Origin of the sequence: Herbaspirillum sp. RV1423 (assembly GCF_000577615.1) — a bacterium.
Taxonomy (GTDB): domain Bacteria; phylum Pseudomonadota; class Gammaproteobacteria; order Burkholderiales; family Burkholderiaceae_D; genus Herbaspirillum.
The window spans coordinates 1-23,521 of the sequence record NZ_CBXX010000040.1 but is presented as its reverse complement, the minus strand read 5'-3'; the positions used below and the strand labels follow the sequence as shown (position 1 = coordinate 23,521).

General features: G+C 57.9%; 32 protein-coding genes. 11 read left to right on the top strand and 21 right to left on the bottom strand.

What is annotated here, in order from left to right; translation table 11 throughout:
* Nucleotides 1-2: 2 nt before the first annotated feature.
* From RV1423_RS24205 to RV1423_RS29350, 21 genes are all read right to left on the bottom strand, one after another.
* A complete protein-coding gene (locus tag RV1423_RS24205; RefSeq protein ID WP_034302544.1) occupies nt 3-2,585 on the bottom strand; it encodes a hypothetical protein in 2,583 nt (860 codons plus the stop codon).
* 103 nt (nt 2,586-2,688) lie between these two features.
* The gene (locus RV1423_RS24200; RefSeq protein WP_034302542.1) at nt 2,689-2,913 is read right to left on the bottom strand and encodes a hypothetical protein; all 225 of its coding nucleotides are present in this window, start codon (nt 2,911-2,913) and stop codon (nt 2,689-2,691) included.
* A 189-nt stretch (nt 2,914-3,102) separates the two neighbouring features.
* Nucleotides 3,103-3,429, bottom strand: a complete 327-nt coding sequence (locus RV1423_RS24195) for a hypothetical protein (protein ID WP_155835256.1) — start codon at nt 3,427-3,429, stop codon at nt 3,103-3,105.
* 5 nt (nt 3,430-3,434) lie between these two features.
* Nucleotides 3,435-4,172 (bottom strand): hypothetical protein, encoded by a 738-nt coding sequence (locus RV1423_RS24190; protein WP_051516916.1) that lies wholly within the window; start codon nt 4,170-4,172, stop codon nt 3,435-3,437.
* 93 nt (nt 4,173-4,265) lie between these two features.
* A complete protein-coding gene (locus RV1423_RS24185) occupies nt 4,266-4,685 on the bottom strand; it encodes a hypothetical protein (protein ID WP_034302536.1) in 420 nt (139 codons plus the stop codon).
* Entirely contained in the window at nt 4,682-5,128 is a 447-nt protein-coding gene (locus RV1423_RS24180) for an HK97 gp10 family phage protein (RefSeq protein ID WP_255344233.1), read from the bottom strand. Before RV1423_RS24180 ends, RV1423_RS24185 begins: the two co-directional genes overlap by 4 nt.
* Nucleotides 5,129-5,169: 41 nt before the next feature.
* Complete coding sequence (locus RV1423_RS24175; RefSeq protein ID WP_051516914.1) at nt 5,170-5,739, bottom strand: head-tail connector protein; 570 nt, start codon at nt 5,737-5,739, stop codon at nt 5,170-5,172.
* Nucleotides 5,740-5,742: 3 nt separating this feature from the next.
* Nucleotides 5,743-6,171 (bottom strand): hypothetical protein, encoded by a 429-nt coding sequence (locus tag RV1423_RS24170; RefSeq protein WP_034302532.1) that lies wholly within the window; start codon nt 6,169-6,171, stop codon nt 5,743-5,745.
* Between the two features lie 85 nt (nt 6,172-6,256).
* Nucleotides 6,257-7,774: a hypothetical protein gene (locus RV1423_RS24165; RefSeq protein WP_034302530.1), complete on the bottom strand. Its 1,518-nt coding sequence runs from the start codon at nt 7,772-7,774 to the stop codon at nt 6,257-6,259.
* A gap of 110 nt (nt 7,775-7,884) precedes the next feature.
* Nucleotides 7,885-9,285: an HK97 family phage prohead protease gene (locus RV1423_RS24160; RefSeq protein ID WP_034302528.1), complete on the bottom strand. Its 1,401-nt coding sequence runs from the start codon at nt 9,283-9,285 to the stop codon at nt 7,885-7,887.
* Nucleotides 9,286-9,323: 38 nt separating this feature from the next.
* Complete coding sequence (locus RV1423_RS30100) at nt 9,324-11,603, bottom strand: phage portal protein (RefSeq protein ID WP_034302526.1); 2,280 nt, start codon at nt 11,601-11,603, stop codon at nt 9,324-9,326.
* A 74-nt stretch (nt 11,604-11,677) separates the two neighbouring features.
* Complete coding sequence (gene terL, locus RV1423_RS24150; protein WP_051516913.1) at nt 11,678-13,120, bottom strand: phage terminase large subunit; 1,443 nt, start codon at nt 13,118-13,120, stop codon at nt 11,678-11,680.
* A gap of 2 nt (nt 13,121-13,122) precedes the next feature.
* Nucleotides 13,123-13,842, bottom strand: coding sequence for a terminase small subunit (locus tag RV1423_RS24145; RefSeq protein WP_051516912.1), 720 nt, complete (start codon nt 13,840-13,842; stop codon nt 13,123-13,125).
* Between the two features lie 278 nt (nt 13,843-14,120).
* Nucleotides 14,121-14,741 carry a hypothetical protein gene (locus RV1423_RS28720; protein WP_051516911.1) on the bottom strand — a complete coding sequence of 207 codons (621 nt, stop codon included), beginning with the start codon at nt 14,739-14,741 and terminating at the stop codon, nt 14,121-14,123.
* 161 nt (nt 14,742-14,902) lie between these two features.
* Complete coding sequence (locus RV1423_RS24135) at nt 14,903-15,553, bottom strand: RusA family crossover junction endodeoxyribonuclease (protein ID WP_081768985.1); 651 nt, start codon at nt 15,551-15,553, stop codon at nt 14,903-14,905.
* A 185-nt stretch (nt 15,554-15,738) separates the two neighbouring features.
* On the bottom strand, nt 15,739-16,182 hold the full coding sequence (locus RV1423_RS24130; protein ID WP_034302521.1) for a hypothetical protein: 444 nt from the start codon (nt 16,180-16,182) through the stop codon (nt 15,739-15,741).
* Nucleotides 16,179-17,264 carry a DUF1376 domain-containing protein gene (locus tag RV1423_RS29355; protein ID WP_081768984.1) on the bottom strand — a complete coding sequence of 362 codons (1,086 nt, stop codon included), beginning with the start codon at nt 17,262-17,264 and terminating at the stop codon, nt 16,179-16,181. Before RV1423_RS29355 ends, RV1423_RS24130 begins: the two co-directional genes overlap by 4 nt.
* Nucleotides 17,261-17,842 carry a hypothetical protein gene (locus RV1423_RS24120; RefSeq protein ID WP_034302519.1) on the bottom strand — a complete coding sequence of 194 codons (582 nt, stop codon included), beginning with the start codon at nt 17,840-17,842 and terminating at the stop codon, nt 17,261-17,263. The genes RV1423_RS29355 and RV1423_RS24120 overlap by 4 nt, the downstream gene beginning before the upstream one ends.
* Entirely contained in the window at nt 17,839-18,345 is a 507-nt protein-coding gene (locus RV1423_RS24115) for a DNA N-6-adenine-methyltransferase (RefSeq protein ID WP_034302517.1), read from the bottom strand. The genes RV1423_RS24120 and RV1423_RS24115 overlap by 4 nt, the downstream gene beginning before the upstream one ends.
* A complete protein-coding gene (locus tag RV1423_RS24110) occupies nt 18,342-18,674 on the bottom strand; it encodes a hypothetical protein (RefSeq protein ID WP_034302515.1) in 333 nt (110 codons plus the stop codon). The genes RV1423_RS24115 and RV1423_RS24110 overlap by 4 nt, the downstream gene beginning before the upstream one ends.
* Complete coding sequence (locus RV1423_RS29350) at nt 18,671-18,982, bottom strand: CII family transcriptional regulator (RefSeq protein WP_081768982.1); 312 nt, start codon at nt 18,980-18,982, stop codon at nt 18,671-18,673. The genes RV1423_RS24110 and RV1423_RS29350 overlap by 4 nt, the downstream gene beginning before the upstream one ends.
* Nucleotides 18,983-19,078: 96 nt before the next feature.
* Between RV1423_RS29350 and RV1423_RS24100 the strand changes: the two genes are divergently transcribed.
* The 11 genes from RV1423_RS24100 to RV1423_RS24045 all read left to right on the top strand — a co-directional run bounded on the left by RV1423_RS24100 (nt 19,079) and on the right by RV1423_RS24045 (nt 23,423).
* Complete coding sequence (locus RV1423_RS24100) at nt 19,079-19,402, top strand: hypothetical protein (RefSeq protein WP_034302513.1); 324 nt, start codon at nt 19,079-19,081, stop codon at nt 19,400-19,402.
* A 309-nt stretch (nt 19,403-19,711) separates the two neighbouring features.
* Nucleotides 19,712-20,074, top strand: a complete 363-nt coding sequence (locus tag RV1423_RS24090) for a transcriptional regulator (RefSeq protein ID WP_051516910.1) — start codon at nt 19,712-19,714, stop codon at nt 20,072-20,074.
* Nucleotides 20,075-20,122: 48 nt separating this feature from the next.
* Nucleotides 20,123-20,608 (top strand): hypothetical protein, encoded by a 486-nt coding sequence (locus RV1423_RS24085; RefSeq protein WP_051516909.1) that lies wholly within the window; start codon nt 20,123-20,125, stop codon nt 20,606-20,608.
* Between the two features lie 156 nt (nt 20,609-20,764).
* Complete coding sequence (locus RV1423_RS30680; RefSeq protein ID WP_231502495.1) at nt 20,765-21,256, top strand: DUF1566 domain-containing protein; 492 nt, start codon at nt 20,765-20,767, stop codon at nt 21,254-21,256.
* Nucleotides 21,257-21,285: 29 nt separating this feature from the next.
* A complete protein-coding gene (locus RV1423_RS24075) occupies nt 21,286-21,594 on the top strand; it encodes a hypothetical protein (protein WP_034302509.1) in 309 nt (102 codons plus the stop codon).
* Nucleotides 21,591-21,929 (top strand): hypothetical protein, encoded by a 339-nt coding sequence (locus tag RV1423_RS24070; RefSeq protein ID WP_155835255.1) that lies wholly within the window; start codon nt 21,591-21,593, stop codon nt 21,927-21,929. The genes RV1423_RS24075 and RV1423_RS24070 overlap by 4 nt, the downstream gene beginning before the upstream one ends.
* Nucleotides 21,926-22,237, top strand: a complete 312-nt coding sequence (locus RV1423_RS24065; protein WP_034302505.1) for a hypothetical protein — start codon at nt 21,926-21,928, stop codon at nt 22,235-22,237. Before RV1423_RS24070 ends, RV1423_RS24065 begins: the two co-directional genes overlap by 4 nt.
* Nucleotides 22,234-22,500: a hypothetical protein gene (locus RV1423_RS24060; RefSeq protein ID WP_034302503.1), complete on the top strand. Its 267-nt coding sequence runs from the start codon at nt 22,234-22,236 to the stop codon at nt 22,498-22,500. Before RV1423_RS24065 ends, RV1423_RS24060 begins: the two co-directional genes overlap by 4 nt.
* Complete coding sequence (locus tag RV1423_RS24055; RefSeq protein WP_034302501.1) at nt 22,497-22,802, top strand: hypothetical protein; 306 nt, start codon at nt 22,497-22,499, stop codon at nt 22,800-22,802. Before RV1423_RS24060 ends, RV1423_RS24055 begins: the two co-directional genes overlap by 4 nt.
* The gene (locus RV1423_RS24050) at nt 22,799-23,032 is read left to right on the top strand and encodes a hypothetical protein (RefSeq protein ID WP_034302498.1); all 234 of its coding nucleotides are present in this window, start codon (nt 22,799-22,801) and stop codon (nt 23,030-23,032) included. Before RV1423_RS24055 ends, RV1423_RS24050 begins: the two co-directional genes overlap by 4 nt.
* Before the next feature lie 31 nt (nt 23,033-23,063).
* Complete coding sequence (locus tag RV1423_RS24045) at nt 23,064-23,423, top strand: DUF1566 domain-containing protein (RefSeq protein WP_034302495.1); 360 nt, start codon at nt 23,064-23,066, stop codon at nt 23,421-23,423.
* The last annotated feature ends 98 nt before the right edge of the window (nt 23,424-23,521 follow it).

The following is a 23,521-nucleotide window of genomic DNA, read 5'->3' as shown; positions in this document are numbered from 1 at the left end:
GTCTAACCTTTAACCGGCGTGAAATTCCGGTTTAATTGCCTCAACCCTGGTGCGAGCGAGGAAGAATTGGACTTGACGAAATCTCGGAAGCTACGCGCGTCCATCGCCTGAATGTGGTAATGGTGCGTGTCGCCACCGGTACCGCCGCCGCTGTCAGCCATATTCCGAATCACATCAGCATGTTTTGCCGGCAGAATCATTTCCTTTTCGTGGGTCTGCACCAGTGGATTGACGCCTGCAGGGATGTCATAGCCGCCTGCTGCTGAAGGGAGAAATGCCATTGCGGTGGCGTAGGTGGTGGCACCGACTTCCGGCGCCATTGCCCAGCCAACAAATGGGATTGCGGCAACTGATGCCATAGCTGCCGCAGCAGCGATCGAGGCGTTTGACATCACACCCGATACACCAGCTACCTGCTGCGTTGCTACCTGTTCCGCAGCCGCTGCCTTTTGCTCCACACCCAGCATCACAAGCGTTTCCTGCGAGAAGAGACGTTTCGCCAGTTCGCCGACGATCCACTTGTCGACCATCTTGGTGACGAGGTTATTGACGAACTCCAGCAAGATGGACTGAAAAATCCTGCTCATGGCTTGCTGCAGTGTCTGGGTGCCTTGGATGATGCCGACGATCGATTGCGAGAATGCTGTCTTGATCGGGCTGACCCACTGCGCCATGGTCTTCTGCTGGTCAATGGCAATGTCGCCACTGATCTTTTGGAGCGCGCGCGCGTGGGACTTCTCCAGCAGGTCCATTTCGTCAAGCGCTTTTTGCCGAGCGACCTTGTCATACTCGTACAGGGCAACCTTGTCCTGCAGAGCTTTCTGTTGAACTTGATATTTCTGGTTCTCAAGGTCGATCATGGCGCGCAACTCGTCCTGCGCCGAGATAATGCCCAGTTCCTTTTTCATCGACAGAACGTCCTGCGCACTGGCAATTTCAGCATCGGCAATTTTCTGGGTCTGATCGATTTTTTCAGACGCCAGCGCCTTTTCATCGGCCCGTTGCTTCTTCATTCCTTCAAGCTGCGCCTGATTCATCTTGCGGCGAATGGCCAGCGCTTCGGCAGAGCTTGTTTCGTTCGTGGCCAGGATGTTCTGCCAATACGCGATTTCATCGTTTTTCGACATTTCGCGCAGGTCATGTTCCTGTTGATAAGCAACCTTGCGGTCATTCAGCTCGGCATCCCACTCGCCGACGCGGGACTTGTCAGCGGTCGTTTTTTGCTTCTGATCCTGACCGGTGTATTCCTTGGTACCTTTCTTCGGAGCATGGTCGGATTCCTCCCCTGCACCCCATGCCTCTTTGATTTTGTCCTTGGTCGCCACGGCGATCTTTACCATCTCATCCGAGTGCTTCAAGACAACGTTTTTTATCCTCTCTGTGCCATCGTTGAAAGCGGCAACGGCGCCGGTGAAATCCAGCGCTAGCGCTTTACGTGCGACGTTTGCGAATGTGACCAGCGTTGCGGTAACGACACCGATCGATGTTTCGACCACCTGTGCCAGTTCAAGAAACAACCCTTTCAGTAGGTAAATCGGCGTAACCAGCGTCGCGACTGCGGCCTTGAGCACGCTGATATCGTTGGGCATCGCCCAGCCCAATATCGCGTTGAATATTTCCCCGGCCGAGGTAATGTAGTCCTTGATGATTTCGCAAACCGACATCACAACGGCGCCAAATACTTCGAAAATGGCGCCGAGCACGGTAACCGCTGCGCTGAATACCGGCATCACAGCGGTTCCGATACTGATAAATGCCTTTTGCAGGTCCGTTACCGACGGCAATACGGCTTCGCCGATCTTGTCGCTAAAGTCACCCAGCACGATGCCGGCGGCAGCAGCCTCTACTTTGTATTTCTTGACCGCGTCAGCGGCTTCGGCATTGACGCCGATACCGATCGCAGCCAGTTCGTTGGCGCGCTCCTGAATATCGCCGTTCAACTTCAGCAGCTTGAATGCTTCTTCCGCTGACCGGCCAAACATGCCCATAGCAACCGCATTGCGGTCGGTACCGGCCTTGTATTCCATCATGGTGGAGACAGCATTCTTCAGCAGCTCTGCCTGCGGCAGCAGCGCGTTGTTGCTGTCGCGCGTTACGACGCCTAACGCCTTCAGACCTTCTTCGTTGCTGCGCAATTGCTTGTCAAACTTCAGCGCGATGCTGGTGTAATCGTCGGCAGAAATACCGGCCAGCTTCAGCGCCAAATTCATCTTGTTGGCTTCTTCGACTGTTTCACCGAACGCATTGGCGAGCTTCTTGACCTCGCCGACTTCCTTAATGGTGTCGCTGATGGCTTCCTTGAACAAGGCTCCCCCGGCGAGCGCAGCCGCCACCAGTTTGATCGGCTCAAGGATGGCGCCGAATGAACCCGCGAGCGTCTTCACAGCCCCGGAAATCGCACCGGACATGCCCTCGGTCGCCTTGGAGCTGGCCTCGGTGTGTTCCTTGACCGTGCTTGCCATATCAGCAAACATGCTCTTGATGCCGCTGACCGCGTCCTTGACCGACGCAGCGGCGTCCTTGGAGGCGGCTTTTGCTCCGGAGGCATCCCCCCCGAACTTCACCTCTACGTTATCGTCGCTCATGGATTGCTACCCTGAAATGCAAAAAAGGCCGCACATGGCGACCCTCTTGGCTTTGGAATGGAAAAAGGCCGCTCGCGGCGGCCCTTTTGGTGGTGATGCTTAGTTACAGCTTCTTAATGTCGACGGTGATGGCGAACTTACCGCGCACGGTTCGTCGCTTCTCGATCACAACAGAGCATTCGTCCTTCGATGCGGCAAGCTGTTCGATTGCCGCATAGACGATGTCGCCGTTGACACCAGGCAGAAAGCCTGGCTTCGTGGCTTGGTCAATCTCGTCAGGATCCCGGCTTTCTTGGGAGGACGTCGAGCAGTGATTGTCCGTTGGCATCTACTTCGGAAGCTCCAGAGGATTTTGAGCCAACACCCATGTACGCGGCGACGAGAATATGGGTTGGCGGGTTGCTACGCTGATACTCGGTTATAGCGCGTAGGCGGGGAAGCGTCATATTATCGTCGATGTATTCCCATGTCCAGCCCGGGAAGCAGGCCAGCAAATGGGCATACACCTGATCCCAATCTAACGGCTCCCCGCCCCCGCTTCCCCCTTTTCAACCAGCCCAGACTGCCCCATCACGGCCTTGATAACTCGTTGCATATTGGACATGTCGACCATTTCCTGAACCTCATCCAAGGTAACCTCTGGATAGTTGCGGATAATAGCGGCATGCACGATAACGCAGACGTCATCAATAACCTCTTCCTCTGGCAGCGTGTTGAGCGCCGCCAAGGCAGCGATTTTCGGGCGTAACTGCTTGAGCCGCTTGAACGACAAGGCGGGAATTACCCACGTCTTGCCGGCCATCTTCACTTCGATACCGTCAATCAATTCTGTCGCTGTTGTCATGTTTTTTACTCCGATGTGGACCATGTCAGCACGTTGCCGGTGCCGTCGTCGAAGCCGGAGAAGTCAAATTCCGGGATGGAGAAATCCTCGTTTTTGAAGCCCATCGAGAATTTCGTGCTGATCGCCTTCAAGAAACTGAAGGTGACGATTTTGCCCTGGTAGCTGACGCTCAGGTCGGCCTTGAATGAAGGAGCGTAGCCCATTGGCAGATTCTGCACCGTCTGCTTCTGCGCACCGACGACCGTTGCGGTGTACTGGAAGTTCATATACACCACCTTGCCGGTGTCAGCGGCCGAGAAGAGATATGCACCCGTGCTGACGTTGACGCTGTACTGACCTGTCGCCGGTGACGCCGCAACGCGCTTCATGGGGTTGCCGTTGGCATCGATGACGCCGAGGTCGGTCACGAATGTGCCGGTGTTCGGTGGCGTCGCCGTAACCGTGAATGGAGTGGCGGGAATTGCCGTGCCGACTGTGTCGGTATAGTTGGCGAATAAGCCCGAGTTGATGGTCTGGCCGAAGTAGATCGCGTTCCAGACACCGGCGAAGATGCGGGCAGGCTTAACCTTACCGGTCAGTTTGGCTTTGCCGCGGCCCACGGCGACCGGAAACTGATTCTGGCCGTACAGCTCTTTCGAATCAGACGAGATGTCGATCGAGCCTTCTTGCAAGGTCATCAGCGGGTACGGTGTGGCGTTGGCAATGGTATTGCCCAGCGCGTCCTGCAACTGCGTGACATACATGTTGCCGCTACCAAATGCGTATTGAGACATAGCTACCTCCAAATGAAAAAGCCCCGCAGATGCGGGGCCGGATTGTGATTAAAACGGATTGATTCAGACGACGACTTTGATAACGATCGGTATGATTGCTACGGCCTGGTCGCCAAGCGTGCCTTCGTCGGTTTGGATTGCGCCCTCGATCCAAGCGTGCTCCACCAGGCCTCCTAGCCTGCACTTGTTGGTGATAGGGTCCGGCGCGAGCGCGGTCCCGATGGCATCCAGTAAAGGATTGAGCAACTGGCTGGGAGCGGAGGATTTGGCGTAGACATACACATAGACGTCGACCTCAAAACTCCATACCGTGGGCTGGCCCGGCGTGGTCAGCGCCATCTCTCGCCGCTGTGCCTGGAACAATGCAGGCTGTTCTTGGGGCTTCACGTCAGCCCAATGCAAGAGTTTTCGCGATGTGGTTTTGTAGCCTGGTGCAGCGGCCAGCTTGGCAAACAACGCCGAGTAAATCTGTTCTCGGTTCATGACGTCCCTTCTTGCGCGGCCTTCACCAGCGCAGCTTTCATGTCGGTCTCAATCTTCGGCCGCATCTCGGTGAGCGATGAGCGCAGGAACGAATGCGCCGGCAGATCGACCTTGCGCGTGTGCGCTCGCACCTTGATCGTCTTCGGCTCCTTCAACTGCTTGCCGAATGCCTGGGTGATCTTGCGCAGGCTTTCCCGCACGGACTCGGTGCCTTTGAAGCCGTATTCCAGCTTCTTGGCATATTCCACGTTCGTGCCGACGATACCGGTGACACTGGTCTGATCGACGTCGACGCGCCGATTGATCGAACGGCGCAAGCGGCCTGTGCGAACGTGAAGCACGTCGTCACTTAGCTTTTCCTTGACGGTGGTCAGGAGCTGCAAAGTCAGCCGCTGGACGGACTTCTCCAGACCTGCCTGCATGGCATCTGCCTTGCCTTCCATTTTTGCGACAAGCTCGGCGTCGCCTACCAGCCATCCAGAAATCATGATGTTGGAATGACTTTCTTGTAGTTGTTCATGACCGTCATCGCTGATTTCGGGAAGTCGGTAATCGTGAAAGCGACAGTCTCACCGGCTAGTGTCTTGCTGGAGTAACCGACGCGGTCCTTTTCGGAATAGCGCAGCGCGATCGTCTCAATGCACGCCTGTTCGATTTCTGGCGGCGTATTGGCGAAACCTGCGCTGTAGCTCAGCACCACGTTGGATTCGCCTTTGACGAAGCAAAAACTGCGCAGGCCAATCTTGTACTGATCGAAGTAATAGCCAGGGCTGAAAATGTCGGCCGACGCAGGCACCGGCTGGCCGTTGATCGTCACACCAGCGACAGCGGTGACCGGATAGTTTGAGCACATCATTCGCGTCTTGCCCTTGCCGTCGAGCGTTTCGATATATGGTGTGATCGCAAAAGACCGGTTCAACCAGGTCTGAATGAACCCGCTGATAGCGGTGATAAGCCGCTGCAGCAGGACATCATCATCGGTCATGGCAGGATCGATCTTCAACCACTGCTTCACGTTCGCCAGCGTCGTCAGGTCGATTGGGCTGGTTGCCATGGCTTACTGACCGTCGACTTGCGGGACTGCTTGGCTGACGCCTGCCGGTACCGCTGCATCGGTGGAAGCGCCGGCAACTGCGTCGTCAGCCGGTGCTGGTGCGTTGCCGTCGTCGGCGGCGGCGTCAACTACCGGTTCGGTCGTTTGGGCGGCCGGTTCTGCTGGTGCCAATTCTGGCACCGCCGCTGTCACAACCGGGATTACCTCGGAACCAGGCAACACCAGATTGCTGGTGACGCCGGCAGGCAATTGCGGGTCGACTCCAGCCGCGACCAGTTCCTCGTCGTCGGCGCCGGTGAAGCCCATGCCGACCAGATGCTCAAGGTGCTCAATCAGAACTGCGACGTAGCCCTTAACCACCTTGTATTCTTGACCAGCTACCGAAATGACGCTCACGCCCTTCGGTGCCTTCAATTTCGCTGTGGTGCTCATGGTGTAGATCCTTGTACAAAAATGCTCGGTGAAGTAAAAATGCCGCCAAGCGAACCCGGCGGCATTCCACACTGCTGCTCAGGCGTTAGCCGTTGGCAATGTTGTTCAGGATGCCCATGGAGAACGGCGCATAGTGTTGCAGCACGCCATCGGCATACACGCCGTATTCGTACTTACGGCTGCGCAGCGGCCATTCCAGTTGGTAGTAATCCTGACGCATCAGCATGCGGCACACGGTCGATACGTTCGACAGTGGGTACGGCAGGCGCTCCGAGAAAAAGAAGATCGTGCCGGCCGGCACGTTCGGATGCACCACCAGCGGCACCATGACGCCCATCACCTTGTTCATGTATTCGCCGACCACGACACCGGCCTGAATCGCACCCGGGTTGTTGGCGTTCACATTGAGACGCAGCAGCGGCGCGCCGCCGTTTGCCACAATCTTCTTGGTGATGTTGACCAGCTCTTGCGCAGAAACGTAAATCTTGGTCGGCGACAAGCGGTACTTGTTGTAGAAGTTGATAAACGCAGCTTCGAACTCCACGATGCCGCCGGCGCCGTCGGAGGTCAGCGGCGTGCCGACGCCTGCCGTACCGTTTGGCTGCGACACCACATACGCGTTGCTGCCGGGCTTGAAGGCTTGATACAGCAGGCCGTCGAAGTCCAGTGACGACGTGGAATTGTCGGACGCGGCCAGCGATGCTGCGGTTTGGGTGCCTGTGGCCGTCGCAGTGATAGATACGCTGTTGATGGAAGTGACCGCGCCCAGCACTTCAGCGCCAGCCGCACCCCAGTACCAGGCATAGCCGACCGCGCCGTTGCAGACCGCAACGCTAGCGGCAATGGAGCTGGTTGAGCCGGTAGTCGTGGCGGTTGCGGCTGCCGATTTCTGCGCGCTGCCGCCGCCGAACGTGTCGGTAGTGCCGTCTGCGTTGGTGCGTGTGATCTGGCCGGGAACCACTGCTGTAGGAATCGACAACGATTGACCGATCGCACCGTTGTTGACGCCCACGACATCGAGGTACGCTTGCAGGCCCAGCGCCACGCAGATAACGGACCATGTTGCCGCCGCCAGCGTGCCGCCGGTGGTGGAGCCGGCCAGCGTCGGGGTGCCGGTGATACCCATGGCGACGGAGCCGTTACCGCCGAGGATCAGGCGCTCTTCCTGAATCATCGTCGATTCCAGCGTGGTCTGCACGGCCAGGGCTTTGACGTCTTCATAATTTTTCGAAGCATAGTTCGCTTCGAAAGTGACGTTATTTTCCAGACCGAAGCCGCGGAACGAAGCCAGGTATTCGCTTTGCGCGTGAGTGATCACGCCGCCGCGCTTGCCTTCCGACACACCGGCGCGCTGGTTGCCGACGTTGATGTTGGTGATTGCCTTCCAGTTTGCCTGAATGGCATAGCCGCCGCTGTCACGGCCGATCGAGTTACGCAGCGGGGTCAGGACGGGATACAGCTTTTTCGATGGCGCTTCAAGGTTGTATGCCTGCAGGCCGGTGGTGGCCGAGCCAGGCTGCACAAACGTCTTGATCAGATCGTCAGGGCTGGTCTGCGCAACCTTCATCAGCGCCAGCGTTTCTTCGGTGGTATTTGTACCCATGTGAATCTCCAATAAAAAAACCGCCTCAAGGGCGGCGGCAATATGTTCGGGAAAGGAAAAAGCCAGGTTACCCTGGCTTATCAGTGAGTTAGGTTGATGGAATGGCGCTATTAACGATGAATAATGCCGCCGGTTTGGTGGACTTGCTTGATGAGTGATGCAACTTCGTTCACCTCGCCGTCGAGGGTTTTCACCACGGCTTGAGTGTCTTTTTTGTCGTCGCCGAGCGTTTCGCCAATGTCTTGCGATTTCGAAACAGCTTTCAGCAACGCCTTGCCCGGTGCCGGCAACGCCTTCAGGTCTTCAACCTGCTTCTTCAGCGCATCGCGGTCAGTGACCAGCGACTTGACGAAATCAACCAGCGGCTGACCTTCGGTGCAACCTGCGTCGGCTAGCGCCTTGGCCAGCTCGCCGTGAGCAGCGTTGACCTTGGCGAGGTCTTCGACGACAGCCGACTTATCAGCATCGCCGCCGTCGCCTTCGTCGTCGCTGGCTTCATAGCCGGTAGATGCCAGGTGATCAGCGGCATCCTTGACGGCCTTGTGAGCCTTTGCCAACTTGTCCTTGCTGTCCTTGCTGAACTTCGCGCCACCTTTCGCCAGGTCACCACCGCGGAGCGCCAGTTCGATGACGTCGACCTCGCCGGCGGCTGATTTCAGGTCGGCAATCAGCTCGTTTGCTTCTTCGGCAGCCATGGCCTGGAAAATCTTGATGCCGTCCATGATCCACGCGCGGAGTTGCGCAGGCACTACGCTGCCGTCGCCCTCATAGTCAGCTTCGCACTGCGACTCGCGGGCGATGTAGCCGAGCGACATCAGGACACCGGCAAAGTCTTGCACGCCCCACATGCCTTTCTTGATCGGAGCCTCGGCGGGTGCTTTGTCAGCCTTCGCCAACTCGATCAGGCGCTCAGGGGTGATTTCGCCCTTGTTCAGCAGCTCGGCCAGTGCGTCGATGGCGCCAGGCTCGGCAGCATCTTCCAGACCGATGCCCAGCAGCGCGTCGCCGTCAGCCTTCACGATGGCAATCGCAGTTTCAGGATTGCAGCCGGCGTCGACAACGGAGGTTTCGCTGATGCGCTTGACCATGACGCGCACGGCGTCGACGGTGGTACCGTCGCCCTTGGCAAACTTCTCAGTCTTGCGGCTGGCAACGGAGCCGCCGATCGAGAAGCCGGTCAGCGTGCCATCCTTGACCTTCTCTTGCGTGTCGGGTGCGCCCTTGGAGATGAACGCCTTCACGATGACCTGCTTCAGCTCGTCGTCGCACACGACCTCGACCGCCTTGCCGACTGCCTTCTTCGGGTCGTGTTGCTCGCGGATGTTGCCCTTCCAGTCGGCAAATGCAGCCTTGGCAGATTCATAGTCAACAATCTCGCCGGCATGGTCCAGCGCTTCGCTGGTGGCGATGCCCTCGATCATCAGGCGCCCGTCGTCCAGTTGCTCCGACTTCATGATCGGAAATTGAATGTTGAAGTTCTGGCGCTGGGCGCCGTCAAATACGATTTTCATGGTGATCCCTTTGAATAAAACGAAGAGTTGTGCGGTGGTTATGCATCGTCGTCCTTGTCCGTCAGGACAGGCAGAACGTCGCAGCGGCAGTTCGGGTGCAGCGGTGGACCGTCGCCGCCGTCGTTCGGAAAGTTGTCGTCAAGGTCGACGATCACGTCATCCAACTCCTGACAGTCGTCGCAGCAGTCAGCGCCGGTAATCCACTGCTTTTGCGCCACCTGGCCGGATGTCCGATACGCCTGCATGTTTCCGGCGACGTCGGCGAATGCTGTCTCAGTACGGGCGATCATCTCCGCCCTTTCAGGTGAAAATGCGGTGCTGTCCTCGATTTCCTGTGCCAGCCGTTCGTTGCTCCAGCCCTCTTCCATCGCTTGCGCGACGGTGGAATTGAGCATTTCCCGCGTGGATTCGTCGATCTGCCATTCGGCGTTCGGATTAGGCGTCAGATTGCCGTCATCGTCCCGCTTCATGCCGACCCACTCCGCAGCCCTGTCCTTCGCCCACTTGAGCGCCTGCTCATTGGTCAGGTTGACGATATCCTCGTCGTCCTTGATGCCGATCTGCGCCAGCGCCTCGGCGCCGCCGTCCTTTGCCAATGCTTCCAGCAGCGGTTCGACCTCGCCCACGACGACGACCCAATCCTCAAAATTGAGGTTATCCAGCATGCGGCGGATATCGTCGGCGCTGACCTTGCCGAGCACTTCGTCCTTAGCCTTGATCATCTGCGCAGCGATCTTCGGGCCTTGGTCACTCAAGAATGTAGCAACCTTGTCCTTTAACTCGTCGCGCAGCTTGACGATTGAGTCACGTTCCCGGTCAATAGACCGGACGCCTTTTTTTGCTTTGGCGACCGCCTCCTGGCCGGTCTTAGTGCTCTTGTCGTCGGGCTTGGCAGGGTCGCCGTGATCATGCCCAGCGTGCGGGTCTTCGCCTGGTGCGCCACCACCGCCGAATGGTGCTGTTGGCGGCGGCGGGTTGGCAGCAAGCTCCAGCGCATCAGCCAGGCGTATGGCACCGCTGGCAGTGATGATGATCGGTTGATCACCGCCCTCCACCGGCTCAAGGCCATCTTTGGCACGCGCTTCGTTGATAGTCATTGAGCCATTTCGGATTTTCTTGTCCTGAATGGTGGCCTGCTCGACGAGGTCGATTGATTCCTCTTCGTCCCATGCGTACTCAAGATCGGGACAACCGAAGACCATGACTACGATGTAGTCCATCAGCCCCTTGACCCACTGCATGATCGGCAACAGCCCTTCTTGCAGTGACTGTTCGTGCGCGGTACCGGCTGTTGCCCGGTTCTGCTGCTTCACAAACGGCGTCGGCGCGATCGAGAACGCAAAGCACACGACGCGGGCAAGCCATTCGTCGTATTCGTCCTTCAGCACCTGATTCTTGGTTTCAATGAATTTCACCCCGTCAGGGATGAATTTCATGTGCCGGCGCGCCGCTGTGTCGCCCTCAAGCAGCAAATCCCAATACGTCTGAAATTGTGCGATCTGGTCGGGGTTCCATTCTTTCGGCACGCTTGCCAGCGCTTCAGGGACATTGCCCTCGGTGTAGTACTGAAGTTGATGCAACTGCCGGCGTAAAGCAATGTTGACGGTCATGATTACCTGCTCGACCGGCGAGTACCCATAAATCTTGTGAGTCCGGACATTACGCGGACGATAGATCAGTTCCTCGCGCGTGTAGTCGATCGCCGGCACGCCTTTCAGAATCTGCTGATATGCCGGATTTGGCGCAACAGGCGTGCGGCCGTGCTCGTCCAACACGCGCTTGATGGTGGCGCCGTCGACCGGCTCCAGCGAGTACACGCCGCCGCCGAGGTTATGCCGCACATACACCGTCGGGGCATCAGTGACAAACAGTTCTTCCAGCAGCATGCGCAACCACTCGTCCCAAGTGTGCTCTTTATCCGGAGCAGCCAGGAACTCGGTGATCATCTTGCAGCGGTCGTCTGGTTTCGCCTTCTCGTCACGCGGCCGGATTTTCCAGCGCATTTTCGACATCTGGTCTTTGCGCGTTTCGATGACTAGGCGCATGACGTCAAAACCGTCGGCAAGCTGACGCATCTGCGCGAAGCTGACCGGCTCGCTCTGGCGCGGCGTGATCTGCGTGTTGAACCCGACCGGATAGTCGAACTGGCGGCCAGCAACGCTGGGCTTCTCGGCCTCGCTGGTGACGGGTACAAGCGGCTGCTGTGGGCCGAACCAGTCGGACTGGCCGGACACGACATACCGCACGCCCTCCACCACACGGCGAATTAACCCTGGCTCGATCGGCGTTGCGCTGGCGGCTCCTTTTGGAATTGCCATAACAAATTAAACGGCCGCGCCGGTGTTCGGGTTGTAAAAGCCAGATTCTGGCGACGAGAGGCGATGTGTCATTTTTATTTCCCTATTTGATTTTCCAACTGTTCCGCCGCCTTTTGTGCGGCCAGTCTTGCGAGGTAATCCAGCATGCCGAATTTGCTGTCGACGAACATTGAGAACGCCCTGGATAAGCCGTCTACCTGGTCGTCGAACGTTCCGTTGGGGAACATGCGCATCTCATCAATCAAAGGCCCATTCCAGTCGGCCCGAAGCATGAGGACGTTGCCAACATTGACCTGTGACGCGAACGGTTCCGCGCGCGTTACCTTGTCACCCGACTCCGGTGAAGACGTCACCGAGTAGCCAGACAGCTTGCGAGTCAGGTCCAAGACCTGAGTCTTACCAGCCTGCCCGGGGTCTTGCGGGATGCTGATCTTGGTGCCGGTGCCGTCGCGCGCGGCGGTGTTCTTCATCGCTGCGTCGCGTTCATCAGGCCCAACGCGCACCCGAACCATGTCGGCGATGATGTAACGGCCGTCACTCATCTTTCCGAGCTTCGGCCCGGCCGTAAAGTCGCCGTCAGTAGTGCTCGCCAAATCCCACGCGCGCACCCATTCGATGGAACCCGCTGGCAGCGCATCGACCGTTTCGATGTTGTCAGGCTTGAAGATCCCGCCCTCGGCTGGCGATGGCTTTTGCTGGTACTGGCCAGCGAAAGTGTACGGCGCCGCCTTCTGCATGGCGCGCAGCACTTCGGCCGAGTGCTTTTCAGGCCATAGCGCAGTACCGTCTGCCTGCAGCGCAGGGATGACGATGTTTTCCCAGACTTCGCCATTGCCGCCGCCGAGGAGCCATCCGGCCAGATCATCCTGGTGCAGACGTTGCATGATCAAGATGATCGGTGTGTCTGGACCGTTCTTCCGGCTTTCCAGCGTGTTCTGGAACCATTCAATCACGCCGCTGCGGATGACGTCAGACCTAGCCTCGTCAGCCTTGTGCGGATCGTCAATGAGGATTGCGCCGCCAAAGCCTGGCCGTTGCTTGCCAGCGCCGTAGCCTGTAATCGTGCCGCCGTCACCGACCGCATACACGCAGCCGTCTGCCGTCGTCTTCCAGTCGTCTTTGGCCTTGCTGTCGTGGCGCAGTGCAAGTTTCGGGAATATCTCCCGATATGCTGGCGACAGCACCATGTCCCGCGTCTGAAAGGCGTTTTTTGATGCCAGCTTCGCGCTGTAACTGGTGTGAATGAATTCCGAATCCGGCACCTTGCCGAGCGCCCACGCCATGAAGTTGATAACGGCCAGCTCAGTCTTGGAGTACCGCGGCGGCACGTTGATAATGAGCCGCTTGCACTCGCCACGGAACACCCGCATCAGGGCGTCGCAAATGATCTTGTGGTGCGGCGCGCGACTCCAGACGAAGCCCTTACGCTGTAAGAACATCCACCGGGAGAACTCGTACAGGTCAGCTTGCGCCATTTGGGTAGCCGCGAAACGTTCCTCGGGGCTGAATGTGCGCATGGTCAGTACTCGTCGACGATTCTTTTGGCGATCTCTTGAAACTGTTCAGGGGTCATGGTGGTGGTCACTGTCCGTTGTTGGATGGGGCCGCCGCCTGGTGCGCTCAGTTCGACGCGTTTATTAAACATGCCGATGTGATCGCCGACATACTTCAAGGCTGTCTGCTGGTCGACAATGCGCGCCTCCAAACCTTCCTTGCCACGCTTCACGCCGGCATAGATGGTCAGTGCCGCCGCGCTCAAGTTGCGCGTGTCGGCCACGATCTGGCGGCCGCGCCCATCGCCGAAGCATTCGGGGCAATCCTTGCGCGGTGGCCGCTTCGGGTTGAAGCCAAGACCGCCAGCGATATCGGGCTGCTCCTGCTTCGCGTCACGCGCCTCCTGCTGGCGGCGCAGATATTCGCCCTTCGTCCACTGGTAGCCGTGGTCTTTGCCGTAGCAGTAGCGGCAGCACTCGCGCACGTACTGAATGATCTCGTTCGGGTCGGCAGTGGCCTGTTGCCACATGCGGTTGAGCACCATGGCCGAGGTGATCTGCGTGCGCTCGCTCAATGCATCTTTCGCAGCCTCGACCAGCGCCTGAATTTCGGGCTTTGCCAGCATCTGGCTAGCCTGCACCTTGGCAGTCTTGACGCTGTACCCAGCGCGCATGGCAGCCTGAGTGCCGTTGAGGTCGACCAGGTACTCATCGACAAAGCGGCGAATCTTCGGGGTAACGACCATGGCGCGTGGGACAACAGGAATAAAAAAGCCGCCCGAAGGCGGCAAGTCCGCAGACTAGCGGAAGGAGACAGCAGCGACTCTGTGAATAGGTTGCCGGTGACAGCGTCCGGCAGCGGTTTGGCGTGCGACTGCACCCGCTTGATGGATGTGCCTTTTTTGGCGTCGGAAAGCAAAAAGCCCGGTCGCTGGGGAGCGGTCCGGGCTTTGGGCGTACTTATGAGACTATCGAATTGGAACGTATATTAGGCATGTTTCGCCGAATTTGCAACTTTCTGTCGTCAACCCACAACTTCCATCTCTCTCAGCAGCTCTTCAACCGCGTTCAGCGCCAGGCTTTCCAGCCCCGGTTCCGCGGTCAAATATTCCTCTTTTACCTTACGCGCCGGGCGACCGCCCAGCAGCACGTTGACCCTGCCGGCGTGGGCGCTGACCGTGTTTCGGTCGATCTGATATTGCCGGGCGATGGCTTCGATCGACTTGCGCTCCTTCTTGTGCGTGAAGTAGCGCACCACGTATTCACGGCGCAGCATGCCGTTAGCGGTGCAGCCGGCAAGAGCGGTCGTCCGGATATGGTCAGCCAGGTAGGCAATGGCGTCCGTCCATTCTTTATTCGCCTTGTTGCCCGAGCAGCATGCGGCCTTGCACTCGCAGGGGCGATCACGCGGCGCAGTGCGTGCAATCAGAATCGCCTCCTGCAGTTTGCCCAGCTTCTCGACCTGAGAGCGGATCATGCCGGCCTGGCCGATGGCATCCAGACCAGCGATGCCACCGCCGCGGCTGATCGTCGGCGCGGCAAGGCGGTTCATCATTGGGCGGTCGATGCCCTGGCTTGTGATGTTGTACGCGAACACCAGCGCGTGAAAGCCATCCCGGAATAGTGTTGGTTCTGCCGTCTGCATTTTGCTATCCCCTCAGTGAGCCTATTTTGATCTGTGAAACTTAGCGCAGCGCGCCCTGCCGGCGTACAGCTTGTTTTTCGATTGGATGTATTCACGCGTACGGCGGCGGTTATTTCCGCTTGCAGTGGCTATACGCATGAACCGAACAACGCCTGCCCCAATCACGCTGTCACCTCATCGAAAAGAGAAACCTGCGGCTGCATCACGGCCAGCGGTGTGATGGTCACCACCACGCGGGCGCCGTCGGCATCCGGCTCAGCGCGCTCAGCAACGATGCGGCGCACCCACTTGTCATCATCGAACACGACGCCCTTGAACGCGTCGAGCAGCACCTTCTGGGCGTTGTCCAGGTCGATGCAGCGCACGCTGTCGTCCCACGTTGCTCCATCGGTGCGCATGCGCTTTTGCCAGTCCTGCGGCCTGGCCGGGTACAGTCGGTACGCAACCTCGACGCGGCCGGCCAGTGGCTTGCGGATCCCGGCACGCCAGCACAGCATGCCGATATCGGCTTTGAACTGCTTCGCTTCCTTGGTCGGCACGATCATGGAATGGCCGTTGATGATGACCGGGCGCCAGTACTTGTTCGCGCTCAGCGGGTACGGCAGCGTGAGTAGGATGGGATGCGCGCCAGCGGCAGGCACAAGTCGCTCCGCCGCCGCAGTGTCTGCGGTGTCTTTCAGCAACTCCGATAACAAATTTGTGATCTGCTGCGACGTCCACCGCTCCTCTGGCGCGCTGGCGAAGCGTTCCACCAATTCGTTCAGCTCGGCGCGTAGGTCTTGCACGTCGTAAAAAAAGTTGTCGGAGTTCATGGGGTCTGTTCCTTCATTTTTTGCAATATCTCGTCTCTTGTGGGCGCGCCCGGCGTTCGGTAAATCACCTGCAGCATCGCCTCGGCCAGGTCCTTCCTCGGCCAGGTCCTTCCTCGGCCTGGTGCTCTCGACCAGCCGCACGCAGTCGTTAAGTTTCGTTAAGTCGTAGCGGCCGCTGGGCATCGTCAGGCGTGCGCCGGCATGGACAGGTGAACCCGCTTCATCGGGTCAGATGCCGGCGCCGGAGCGACGATAATCTCGGCTTGCCGGTGCTGGCTTACGGCGCGGCTGATTTCGGTGTCGAGACGGTTGCGCCATGCCGTGACCGACGCGTCGACGTTCTTGTCGAAAAGCAAATCGCTGCGCTGATGGGCAACGATGTCGCGCTGAATTTCGCGATAGACGCGTTCCCACTTCTCGGTGCCGTAGAAAATCCGGATGCCGTTGCAGACGTCGACGAGCCAACTCAGGCGATTGAGTTCGGCGGTGATGCGCTGCCAGGCGCCGGCATCCGTGCCGATGTGATGCGGGCAAAGCCAGTTGTTGCCGCCGGATGTGCTGCTGCGACTGGTGCCTGGGCATGGGCAGCCGTAGGCGGCGCATTTGCTGGTGTCGACGTCATGGGTCATGCTGCTTCTCCTTCGTCAGGTTTCTGCTGCTTGCGTTTGCGGATCTCGTTCTCGATCCTGGTTCGGTAATCGGCGTAGCTCTCCGTGGGCTTGGCAAACATCCCCATCTCGCGGCCCTTGGCGTCGATGCCGGCGTCGGTGCGCTTCCAAGCGTTGTCCTCGCGCTGTGCAGGCGGGTTGAGCAAATCGGCAATGATCGGTTTGAGGTAGTTCGGCGAAATGTCGGCGTCGCCCTTGTACTGCCTGGCTTGCTCGACAGCAGCGATCAGGATGTCGTCGGTGATCTTGGGGTTGTCTGCCCACTCCACGGCAAGTGGATGAGCGAAGGTGAAGGGCTTGATTCCCTTGGCACGGAGAAGCACGGCAATCTCGACGTTTCGCTTCGGCTTTTCGGCGTTGTTCGGCAAAACCGAATCGTCTCGTTCACCGTCTTGCGCTGGTGCAACTGAGTTCGAGGTATGAGATGACGATGGTGGTGTTGATGTTAACTGTCCCTCTCCACTGTCCACTGTCCACTGTCCACTGTCCACTGTCCCTCTCAGAGCGTTTTCCGCCGGACTTCCGGTATCTGTCCTCTGGACAGAACTATTTTGTCCGCCGGACAAATCCAACTCGTCCGCCGGACAATTCGCGAGTCGGCGTGCTGCTTCCTCGGCCTCTTCTGCTGCTTTTTGGGCGGCGCGCAACGCTGCTTTGCGCAGCCGTTCGGCCTCTTTTTTCTCGCGATAATCGATCCTGCCGCGCCAGGCTTCATTTGCCTTTTCCGCCACCACAGGGTGATACAGGCGACCGTCACCGCATTTAATCCAGCCGCGCAATGCGCCCTCCCGGACCTTTTTCCATTCCTTGATGACGCGGCCGAAGCCGGACAAACCGGACAGAATGACATCGTCGTCAGGCAGCGAGGCGGCAGGCACTTGATGCCAGGATGCGCACCAAAGCAAAACTGCACAGCGAAACTCGTCTCCGGACGAAATCACGGCGATATCGCTGTCGCGCAGCCGCAAAACATCCAGCGGCATGAACATAAAGTCACGCAAATCGCAGTCGGCCGGCGTCAATGGGGTTGGCAATTCGGTCATGCAGATTCCTGGCGCTGGGCCGAAAGATGGGCTTTATCGACGCGCATATACGATTCCCACATGCGTAGATTGGCGAGGCGGGCAATATCCATCACCTGTTCAGGTCGAAGCTGGTCCGCCTTTCGATTGGGAATGGCACGACGCTGCGAACGCACAGTGATTGCTGGAAGACCGTCCGACGTGCATCCGCTGCCCTGGCTCAACAGCAAGACGCCGCTCGCAGGCGACGCCAAGCAGTCCAACAGGTCAGGCTTCCAGATTTCGGCGGGCATAGCGTAGTAGTGCTTCCAGACCTTGGCGGGATGAATCAATCTCAGGTCGGGCGCCGGCGCGCCGTGCTGATAATTTTCGAATGGCCAGTTGTAGGCGCGACGCCACCATTTCTCCTTCTTGGCATCGGCCTTCAGATCGGCGCGGCTAATCTTGATTTCGATGTCGATGATGCGTAGGTCAAGCGTGACACCGAGGACGTCGCATTCGTGGCCGGTCCAGTTGCAGTTATCGACGAGAAGCACGCAGCGGCGTTGCAGCGTCTGCAGTGATATAGCCCTGGCGATTGATCGTTCGTTCCAGTTCATGCTGCAACGCCTGCTTTCTTCGGATAGACAAGGAATCCGCGATCACCTAGACGCTGCAACGCTACAACGCTTTCCTTCCCCCAAGCGAGGAACACAGAGGCGGCGCCAGATCGAGACTTCTTGTGCTTGTTTTCGTGTCCTGGCACAAAATCGATTCGGCCAGCGACAAATAAGACCGCGTCAGCGGATGCGATCGCCTCTTGAAACCATGCGGCATCAGTGCGGGAGAACACCAAGGCAATGCCATTGCCGTGCGCGGCCATGCGGCGCATCCACTGTTGTGTAACCTTGCAGTAAGGCGGGTTGAGCCAAACACGACCAGCCCACGGCTTACTAAGTCCGTCGTCAAATACGGTGTAACGTTGCTTTACCGGGATCCAGTCGAGCACCATGTCATGCGGCGATGACGGATCAAGGTCGAAATCGATGCCGAGCTTTTCGAATATCCACGCAGGCGTGTACCACTCGACTGACTTGGCGTTTCTTTCGTGAGAGATGTTCAAGCCGCCCCCAGCAGGTACGCCATCGACCAAGCCATAGGACTGAGGGCATCGGCGCGCTTTAGCTTCGTTGGAAGTTTGAAATCGCTGGCCTGCCGCACTGTGCGGCGCACTGGCTCGTCATCCGATAGCGAATAGAGATGGCGCCGCGGGCGCGATTTATCGCAGGCAATGAAGCCATCGTGCTCCATGAACCAGAGCACCTTGCGAATACCGCTTGGGGTAGATCCGGTTTTGGCGCAAACGAAATTGCAAATCTGCTTGCCGTTCAGCGTCCCGTGCTCTTTCAGGGCGGCGACTATCGCTTCGCGGACGATCGGGGGGCGTGTCATTGTCTGATCTCCCGCTGTATATCGGCTTCCAGATAGCGCGCGGCGAGGTATTTCAGCCCCGACAGTTCTTTCTGGCTGATCACCACCGAGTCGGATGCCGCGACCTGCAGCCCGATGGCCGCCATCAACTGGCAAGCCTGTTCCAGGGAGGCCTTCGCCCTGCTCACCGTGCTGGGGTCCACGCCCATGCAACCGGCTGCACGCTCTTGCCCGACATATGCAAGTCGCTGCAATACCTCGGACAAAATCCGTGCGCCGGTCTTGCGTGTGCTTTCCACCAGGTCGGGCGACACTGTGTCTGTGCTCATGGGAACACCTTGTTTTTAGGAAAAAGGCGCGCGTTCGCAGCCGTGCCACAATCAAGGCTCTCACCCCTATCAACCGTGGAAACGAAAGGAACGCGCATGGAAAGGCAGAACCAAGGACCGGAAATCCCGCCGGTCGAATGGCAAATTGACGTGTTGTTCGGACTCATAGAGGCTCAGCAGTGCGCGATTGAAGCCCTGATTCGGACACACCCTGATCCAGATGGCTTTGAGGCGAATTTCGATATGAATCTAGCCGCCGCTCAAGCGCGTCTGCTAGGTTCGGATAGGAGTGACCTCGCAGTTGCGGCACTGGCCGATCACTCCGCAGAGCTAAAAGAATCCCTATCGGGCCAATCTTCCGGCGTCGGCGCGGCATGGAGCATTTGGCACGCGCTGAAAAAGCGGCTATCGCCGAAATAATCCTTCGCAGGGCGCTCATGAAGACACCTTGTCGGGTTCGGGGATGGCAAGACTGGCGAGATGCGCATCGTAGGCACCCCAATCGATGTCCGGCCGCTTCAAGCGGTAGAACTTAAGCCACGAAGGTGTGATTCGGTCCTCGGAGACCCATTGAGACACCCGCCCCTTTGAGAGACCGGTGTCCTCCATGATTTGTGATGGGCCGCCGAGCAGGCCAACGAGATGTTTAGTGTCCATACAGCCAAGTATAGAACTCTAAACCTCAAAAGGTCAAGCACACTAAACCAACATAAGTTTAGAGTTTTAAACATGACAACATTGAGCGAACGCATCGAACAAATACTGAAAGAGCGGCCGGATCTCGGGCAAAGCGGGATTGTGGAAGCATCCGGCGCCTCAAAAAGCGTCGTGAATCAGTGGCTAGATGGAAAAATTAAATCGATGCGGCTGGATTACGCGCTGAAGATCGAGCAGAAATTGGGGTACGACCACGTTTGGCTGGTCTTGGGCGAAGGGTATGAGATGATCCGGCGGACGAAAGACTGGCCTTTTTCTGTTTCACAAGACCTATTTATGGCCCTCCCCCCTGAAGAGCGTCTTCGTGTTGATAAGCAACTTGCATTCATGGTCAATGAATGGCACAACCAACCAAAAAGTAAAAAGGCAAGCTGAGTTGCCGCTGTTCACTGCCGAGATTTTGCCATTTAGGCGGCCAGAACGATGACCGCCGGCGTGGTAGAGTTACAGCCATCGCCCGGCAGCACAACCAACAACAAGGACAAGACCGTGAAAAAAATCGCAATCACCGCCGCCCTGTGTGCGGCAAGCCTCTTGGCTGGGTGCGCCAGCACCGGCAACCAGGCGCTCGCCAACGTCGACCAGACTTCAGTCGATCAGCATCTAATCAAGGGAAAATCGACGAAAGCCGATGTGCTGGCCTACCTGGGCGCCGCGAACTCGGTGACGACCAATAACAGCACCCCTGCGGGTGAAACATGGATGTATATGTATGCGAGCTCGCAGGCCAAGGGAGCAACCTTTATTCCTGTGGTCGGCCTGTTTGCCGGCGGCGCCACTGGAAACTCGAAGGTACTGATGGTGTTCTTCGACGCGCAAGGCATCGTTTCCCGCTACACCTTCTCGTCGTCAAACAACGACACCCGGCTCGGGCCCCCAGCGGCAAATACAGTCAGCACCTCAAACTAACCACCCTTCCCCAATAAACGAACCCGCTGCGGCGGGTTTTTTTACGCCTATTTTTTACAACAACTAAACTTTTTGTTTAGAACTCTTTACTTTATTTGTTTAGAGTTCTATACTCGCTCCAACAGTTCGGAAAACGAACCAAACCGAGGAGCGAAAATGTCCCAAAATCAAAAACTTAAAGAAGAAGCCATCACCCTACAACTGGACGGCGCCAAGCTGACGGTTGATATCAATGCCCTGTTCAGCGCGTGGCTGCAAAAGCAAATGGGCGCCAATGTTGGGCTAGTCGTCTCGATTGCCATCCCATCCCTCAATGACGGCGAAGTCTATGCCGGCATCATCCTGAGCGAAGACGGCAAACTTTCCCATCATTTGATCCTGCTGCCGGGCGAAGCCGAAGAAATCAACCACGCCGATGCGACTGCATGGGCCGAGAATCTCGGCGGCTCGCTCCCCGCGCGTGCCGAACAATCGTTGTTGTTCGCCAATGCCAAGAAGCATTTCAAATCTTCCTACTACTGGTCCTCTGAACTGAATGGCGACGGCTGGGCCTGGTCTCAGTACTTCAACAACGGCGACCAGTACAGCCTCGTCCGCACGGACGACGCGCTGCGCGCGCGTGCCGTCCGCAGATTAGTCATTCAGTAATTTATTTATTTGATTGTATGGAGCGAGAAATGCAACGCACATCACAACGACAAAATATCCAGCCGCAGGTCGGCAAGAAGCTCATCAAGCTGGTCGACGGCTTTCTGCACAACAACCACCTGCTGGACTTCTACGGCTACTTCGACCGTGGAGACGACTGCTACGTTGTTGAGTCGGTCACCCTGACCGGCCAGACGATCAACATCGGCGAACTGTTCTCGAACCGCGACATGATGGACTTTTCCGCGTATTGCGACCGTCACTTGCCGGATGGCGCCGCCCTGGAAGAAGACGTGCGCAATGAGGCATATGTGCAGCAGCATGAGGTGGCAGCATGAGCAAGCACACTCCTACGCCTTGGCGTTTGTCAGGTCAGATGATCGTCGGTGAGAACAGCTACCGCGTGGCCGAAGTCAACAGCCCGGACTATCGCGCACGCGGCAAAGAACGCCGAGAGGACTGGGAATACTGCCGCGGTAACGCCGAATTCATCGTCCGCGCCTGCAACAACCACGATGCGCTGGTCGAGAAGCTGAAAGCCCAATTTCACGCCGTCGACTGGCTCATGGCGAAATTAATTGCGGCGGACCCGACATTTATGCCTAGCGAGTCGCCGATCTGGGACAGCGTCAAAGGAACGCATGCCGCCCTCACTGCCGCAGGTGCCATATGAGCCGCGAAAAGCTGATCTGCATGATCGACTGTATGAAGCGGTTGATGCGCGAGCAGGATGCGCTGGCGAAGCACAACGCCGTGAGCGGGAATGGCAGCCAGTCGCCGGCCAGGCGCAATAAAGCCGCCTCGTCTGCCGTCGAGTGTGCCGTCGAAATCCGCCGCCTCAAACACGAAGCGCATTGCCTCGCCGTTGAGCTCGGCATTGCCGACCATCGAGGCGAAGCACATTACCGGGACACCACCGCCCCGGCCGGATTCGGCCGCGTCAAGGACTTCAGTGTGCGCGCTCCAGAGGTGCAATCGTGAAGCGCGGCGATCTTTTCGAATGCCAAAACGGCCCCGCCCGCCGGGCCTGGCTGCGTACATTGGGCTGGCAAGTGCGCCCAACCTTAAGACGATTCTGCAGCCGTCTATGGAGCGCACTGCCGGACATCATCCTGATCGTTCTTGCGATCTTCGGCTTCCTGTGTCTGTTGGCGCTGGCTATGACTGACCCACTGACCACCACGGAATCACTGAAGAAGCCGGTCAGCGCCCCTGTCGTGCAGCCGCTGCGGAGGATGACATGAGCAAGCCAACAGGGGGACCGGCCTTCCCCGGCCTAAATGAAGAGATGACAGGAATCAGCAGCGACGGCATCGAGCGCTACGACGTGGAGCGGTCCGGCGGCATGACCTTGCGCGACTATTTCGCCGTCCATTGCGAGGCAGACCTTGCCAACTACAGCATCCCTTTCGCTGAAGGGATCATGGGTCGACCCGCGCCCGAGTTCAAGTCAGATGCTCTCGGAAACTTCAAATTCTGGGCTGAATTCCGCGCCACGCTTCGCTACTTGGAAGCCGACGCCATGCTTGCGGAGCGCACCAAATGAAAACCGCCTATCCCCTCGGCGCCCTGCTCGGCCTGCTGGTGATCCTGCTGCTGCAATGCGTGGTCATGCCGACGATCGATGCCCGCGCCAAGGCCCGATACGAGAAACAGCAACTCGACGCCAAGGTCGCCGCCAACAAGCGCTTGTTCCAAAAGCTTTATTCCCAGGCCGAGGCCATGACGTTCCCGGTTTCGTCTTATCCCACTGTTTCACCCGAACCATCGAAGTAGTCCTATCACAACCAAAAAGGAGAAGGTCAACATGAACCAGATTCAAATCCCGCCGCTGGCTGAGGGCGAAACCTACATCGGAGCGATCGGCAATGCTGCCGGTGAGCTGTATCACGTCGTCTTGCTGCCTGACGATAACGATAGATCCGGCTTCGAGGCGCAACTTGAATGGGCCAAATCTGTTGGCGGCGATCTGCCAAACCGTCTGGAGCAGGCAATGCTATTCGCTCATCACCGCGACCTGTTCCAGAAGGCTGCGTACTGGAGCAATCAGCGCGATGAAGACGATGACGGCTGGGCCTGGTGTCAGCTCTTCCACTACGGCTACCAGGACCTCAACCGCACGGACTACGCGCTGCGCGCGCGTGCCGTCCGCAGATTGCCAATTTAGTCCTTTTGTCATTTAACACCTCAAAACAAGACAGGAGCTTGCAATGAGCAAGGAACGATTTCTTAAAGAGAACCTGAAGGTCGGCGAGAAGTACGCCG

Bases quoted from the DNA above. Each gene is read 5' to 3' on its own strand.
- RV1423_RS24135 (WP_081768985.1), bottom strand. From the start codon at position 15,553: ATGAACTCCGACAACTTTTTTTACGACGTGCAAGACCTACGCGCCGAG.
- RV1423_RS24165 (WP_034302530.1), bottom strand. From the start codon at position 7,774: ATGGGTACAAATACCACCGAAGAAACGCTGGCGCTGATGAAGGTTGCG.
- RV1423_RS24205 (WP_034302544.1), bottom strand. From the start codon at position 2,585: ATGAGCGACGATAACGTAGAGGTGAAGTTCGGGGGGGATGCCTCCGGA.
- RV1423_RS24055 (WP_034302501.1), top strand. From the start codon at position 22,497: ATGAGCAAGCCAACAGGGGGACCGGCCTTCCCCGGCCTAAATGAAGAG.
- RV1423_RS24090 (WP_051516910.1), top strand. From the start codon at position 19,712: ATGACAACATTGAGCGAACGCATCGAACAAATACTGAAAGAGCGGCCG.
- RV1423_RS24175 (WP_051516914.1), bottom strand. From the start codon at position 5,739: ATGGCAACCAGCCCAATCGACCTGACGACGCTGGCGAACGTGAAGCAG.
- RV1423_RS24145 (WP_051516912.1), bottom strand. From the start codon at position 13,842: ATGGTCGTTACCCCGAAGATTCGCCGCTTTGTCGATGAGTACCTGGTC.
- RV1423_RS30100 (WP_034302526.1), bottom strand. From the start codon at position 11,603: ATGGCAATTCCAAAAGGAGCCGCCAGCGCAACGCCGATCGAGCCAGGG.
- RV1423_RS24200 (WP_034302542.1), bottom strand. From the start codon at position 2,913: ATGCCAACGGACAATCACTGCTCGACGTCCTCCCAAGAAAGCCGGGAT.
- RV1423_RS29350 (WP_081768982.1), bottom strand. From the start codon at position 18,982: ATGAGCACAGACACAGTGTCGCCCGACCTGGTGGAAAGCACACGCAAG.
- RV1423_RS24085 (WP_051516909.1), top strand. From the start codon at position 20,123: ATGACCGCCGGCGTGGTAGAGTTACAGCCATCGCCCGGCAGCACAACC.
- RV1423_RS24075 (WP_034302509.1), top strand. From the start codon at position 21,286: ATGCAACGCACATCACAACGACAAAATATCCAGCCGCAGGTCGGCAAG.
- RV1423_RS24170 (WP_034302532.1), bottom strand. From the start codon at position 6,171: ATGAGCACCACAGCGAAATTGAAGGCACCGAAGGGCGTGAGCGTCATT.
- RV1423_RS24160 (WP_034302528.1), bottom strand. From the start codon at position 9,285: ATGAAAATCGTATTTGACGGCGCCCAGCGCCAGAACTTCAACATTCAA.
- RV1423_RS24110 (WP_034302515.1), bottom strand. From the start codon at position 18,674: ATGACACGCCCCCCGATCGTCCGCGAAGCGATAGTCGCCGCCCTGAAA.
- terL (WP_051516913.1), bottom strand. From the start codon at position 13,120: ATGCGCACATTCAGCCCCGAGGAACGTTTCGCGGCTACCCAAATGGCG.
- RV1423_RS24100 (WP_034302513.1), top strand. From the start codon at position 19,079: ATGGAAAGGCAGAACCAAGGACCGGAAATCCCGCCGGTCGAATGGCAA.
- RV1423_RS24045 (WP_034302495.1), top strand. From the start codon at position 23,064: ATGAACCAGATTCAAATCCCGCCGCTGGCTGAGGGCGAAACCTACATC.
- RV1423_RS24180 (WP_255344233.1), bottom strand. From the start codon at position 5,128: ATGGAAGGCAAGGCAGATGCCATGCAGGCAGGTCTGGAGAAGTCCGTC.
- RV1423_RS24190 (WP_051516916.1), bottom strand. From the start codon at position 4,172: ATGTATGTCACGCAGTTGCAGGACGCGCTGGGCAATACCATTGCCAAC.
- RV1423_RS24070 (WP_155835255.1), top strand. From the start codon at position 21,591: ATGAGCAAGCACACTCCTACGCCTTGGCGTTTGTCAGGTCAGATGATC.
- RV1423_RS24065 (WP_034302505.1), top strand. From the start codon at position 21,926: ATGAGCCGCGAAAAGCTGATCTGCATGATCGACTGTATGAAGCGGTTG.
- RV1423_RS24120 (WP_034302519.1), bottom strand. From the start codon at position 17,842: ATGAACTGGAACGAACGATCAATCGCCAGGGCTATATCACTGCAGACG.
- RV1423_RS24130 (WP_034302521.1), bottom strand. From the start codon at position 16,182: ATGACCCATGACGTCGACACCAGCAAATGCGCCGCCTACGGCTGCCCA.
- RV1423_RS28720 (WP_051516911.1), bottom strand. From the start codon at position 14,741: ATGCAGACGGCAGAACCAACACTATTCCGGGATGGCTTTCACGCGCTG.
- RV1423_RS24185 (WP_034302536.1), bottom strand. From the start codon at position 4,685: ATGAACCGAGAACAGATTTACTCGGCGTTGTTTGCCAAGCTGGCCGCT.
- RV1423_RS24195 (WP_155835256.1), bottom strand. From the start codon at position 3,429: ATGACAACAGCGACAGAATTGATTGACGGTATCGAAGTGAAGATGGCC.
- RV1423_RS30680 (WP_231502495.1), top strand. From the start codon at position 20,765: ATGTCCCAAAATCAAAAACTTAAAGAAGAAGCCATCACCCTACAACTG.
- RV1423_RS24050 (WP_034302498.1), top strand. From the start codon at position 22,799: ATGAAAACCGCCTATCCCCTCGGCGCCCTGCTCGGCCTGCTGGTGATC.
- RV1423_RS29355 (WP_081768984.1), bottom strand. From the start codon at position 17,264: ATGACCGAATTGCCAACCCCATTGACGCCGGCCGACTGCGATTTGCGT.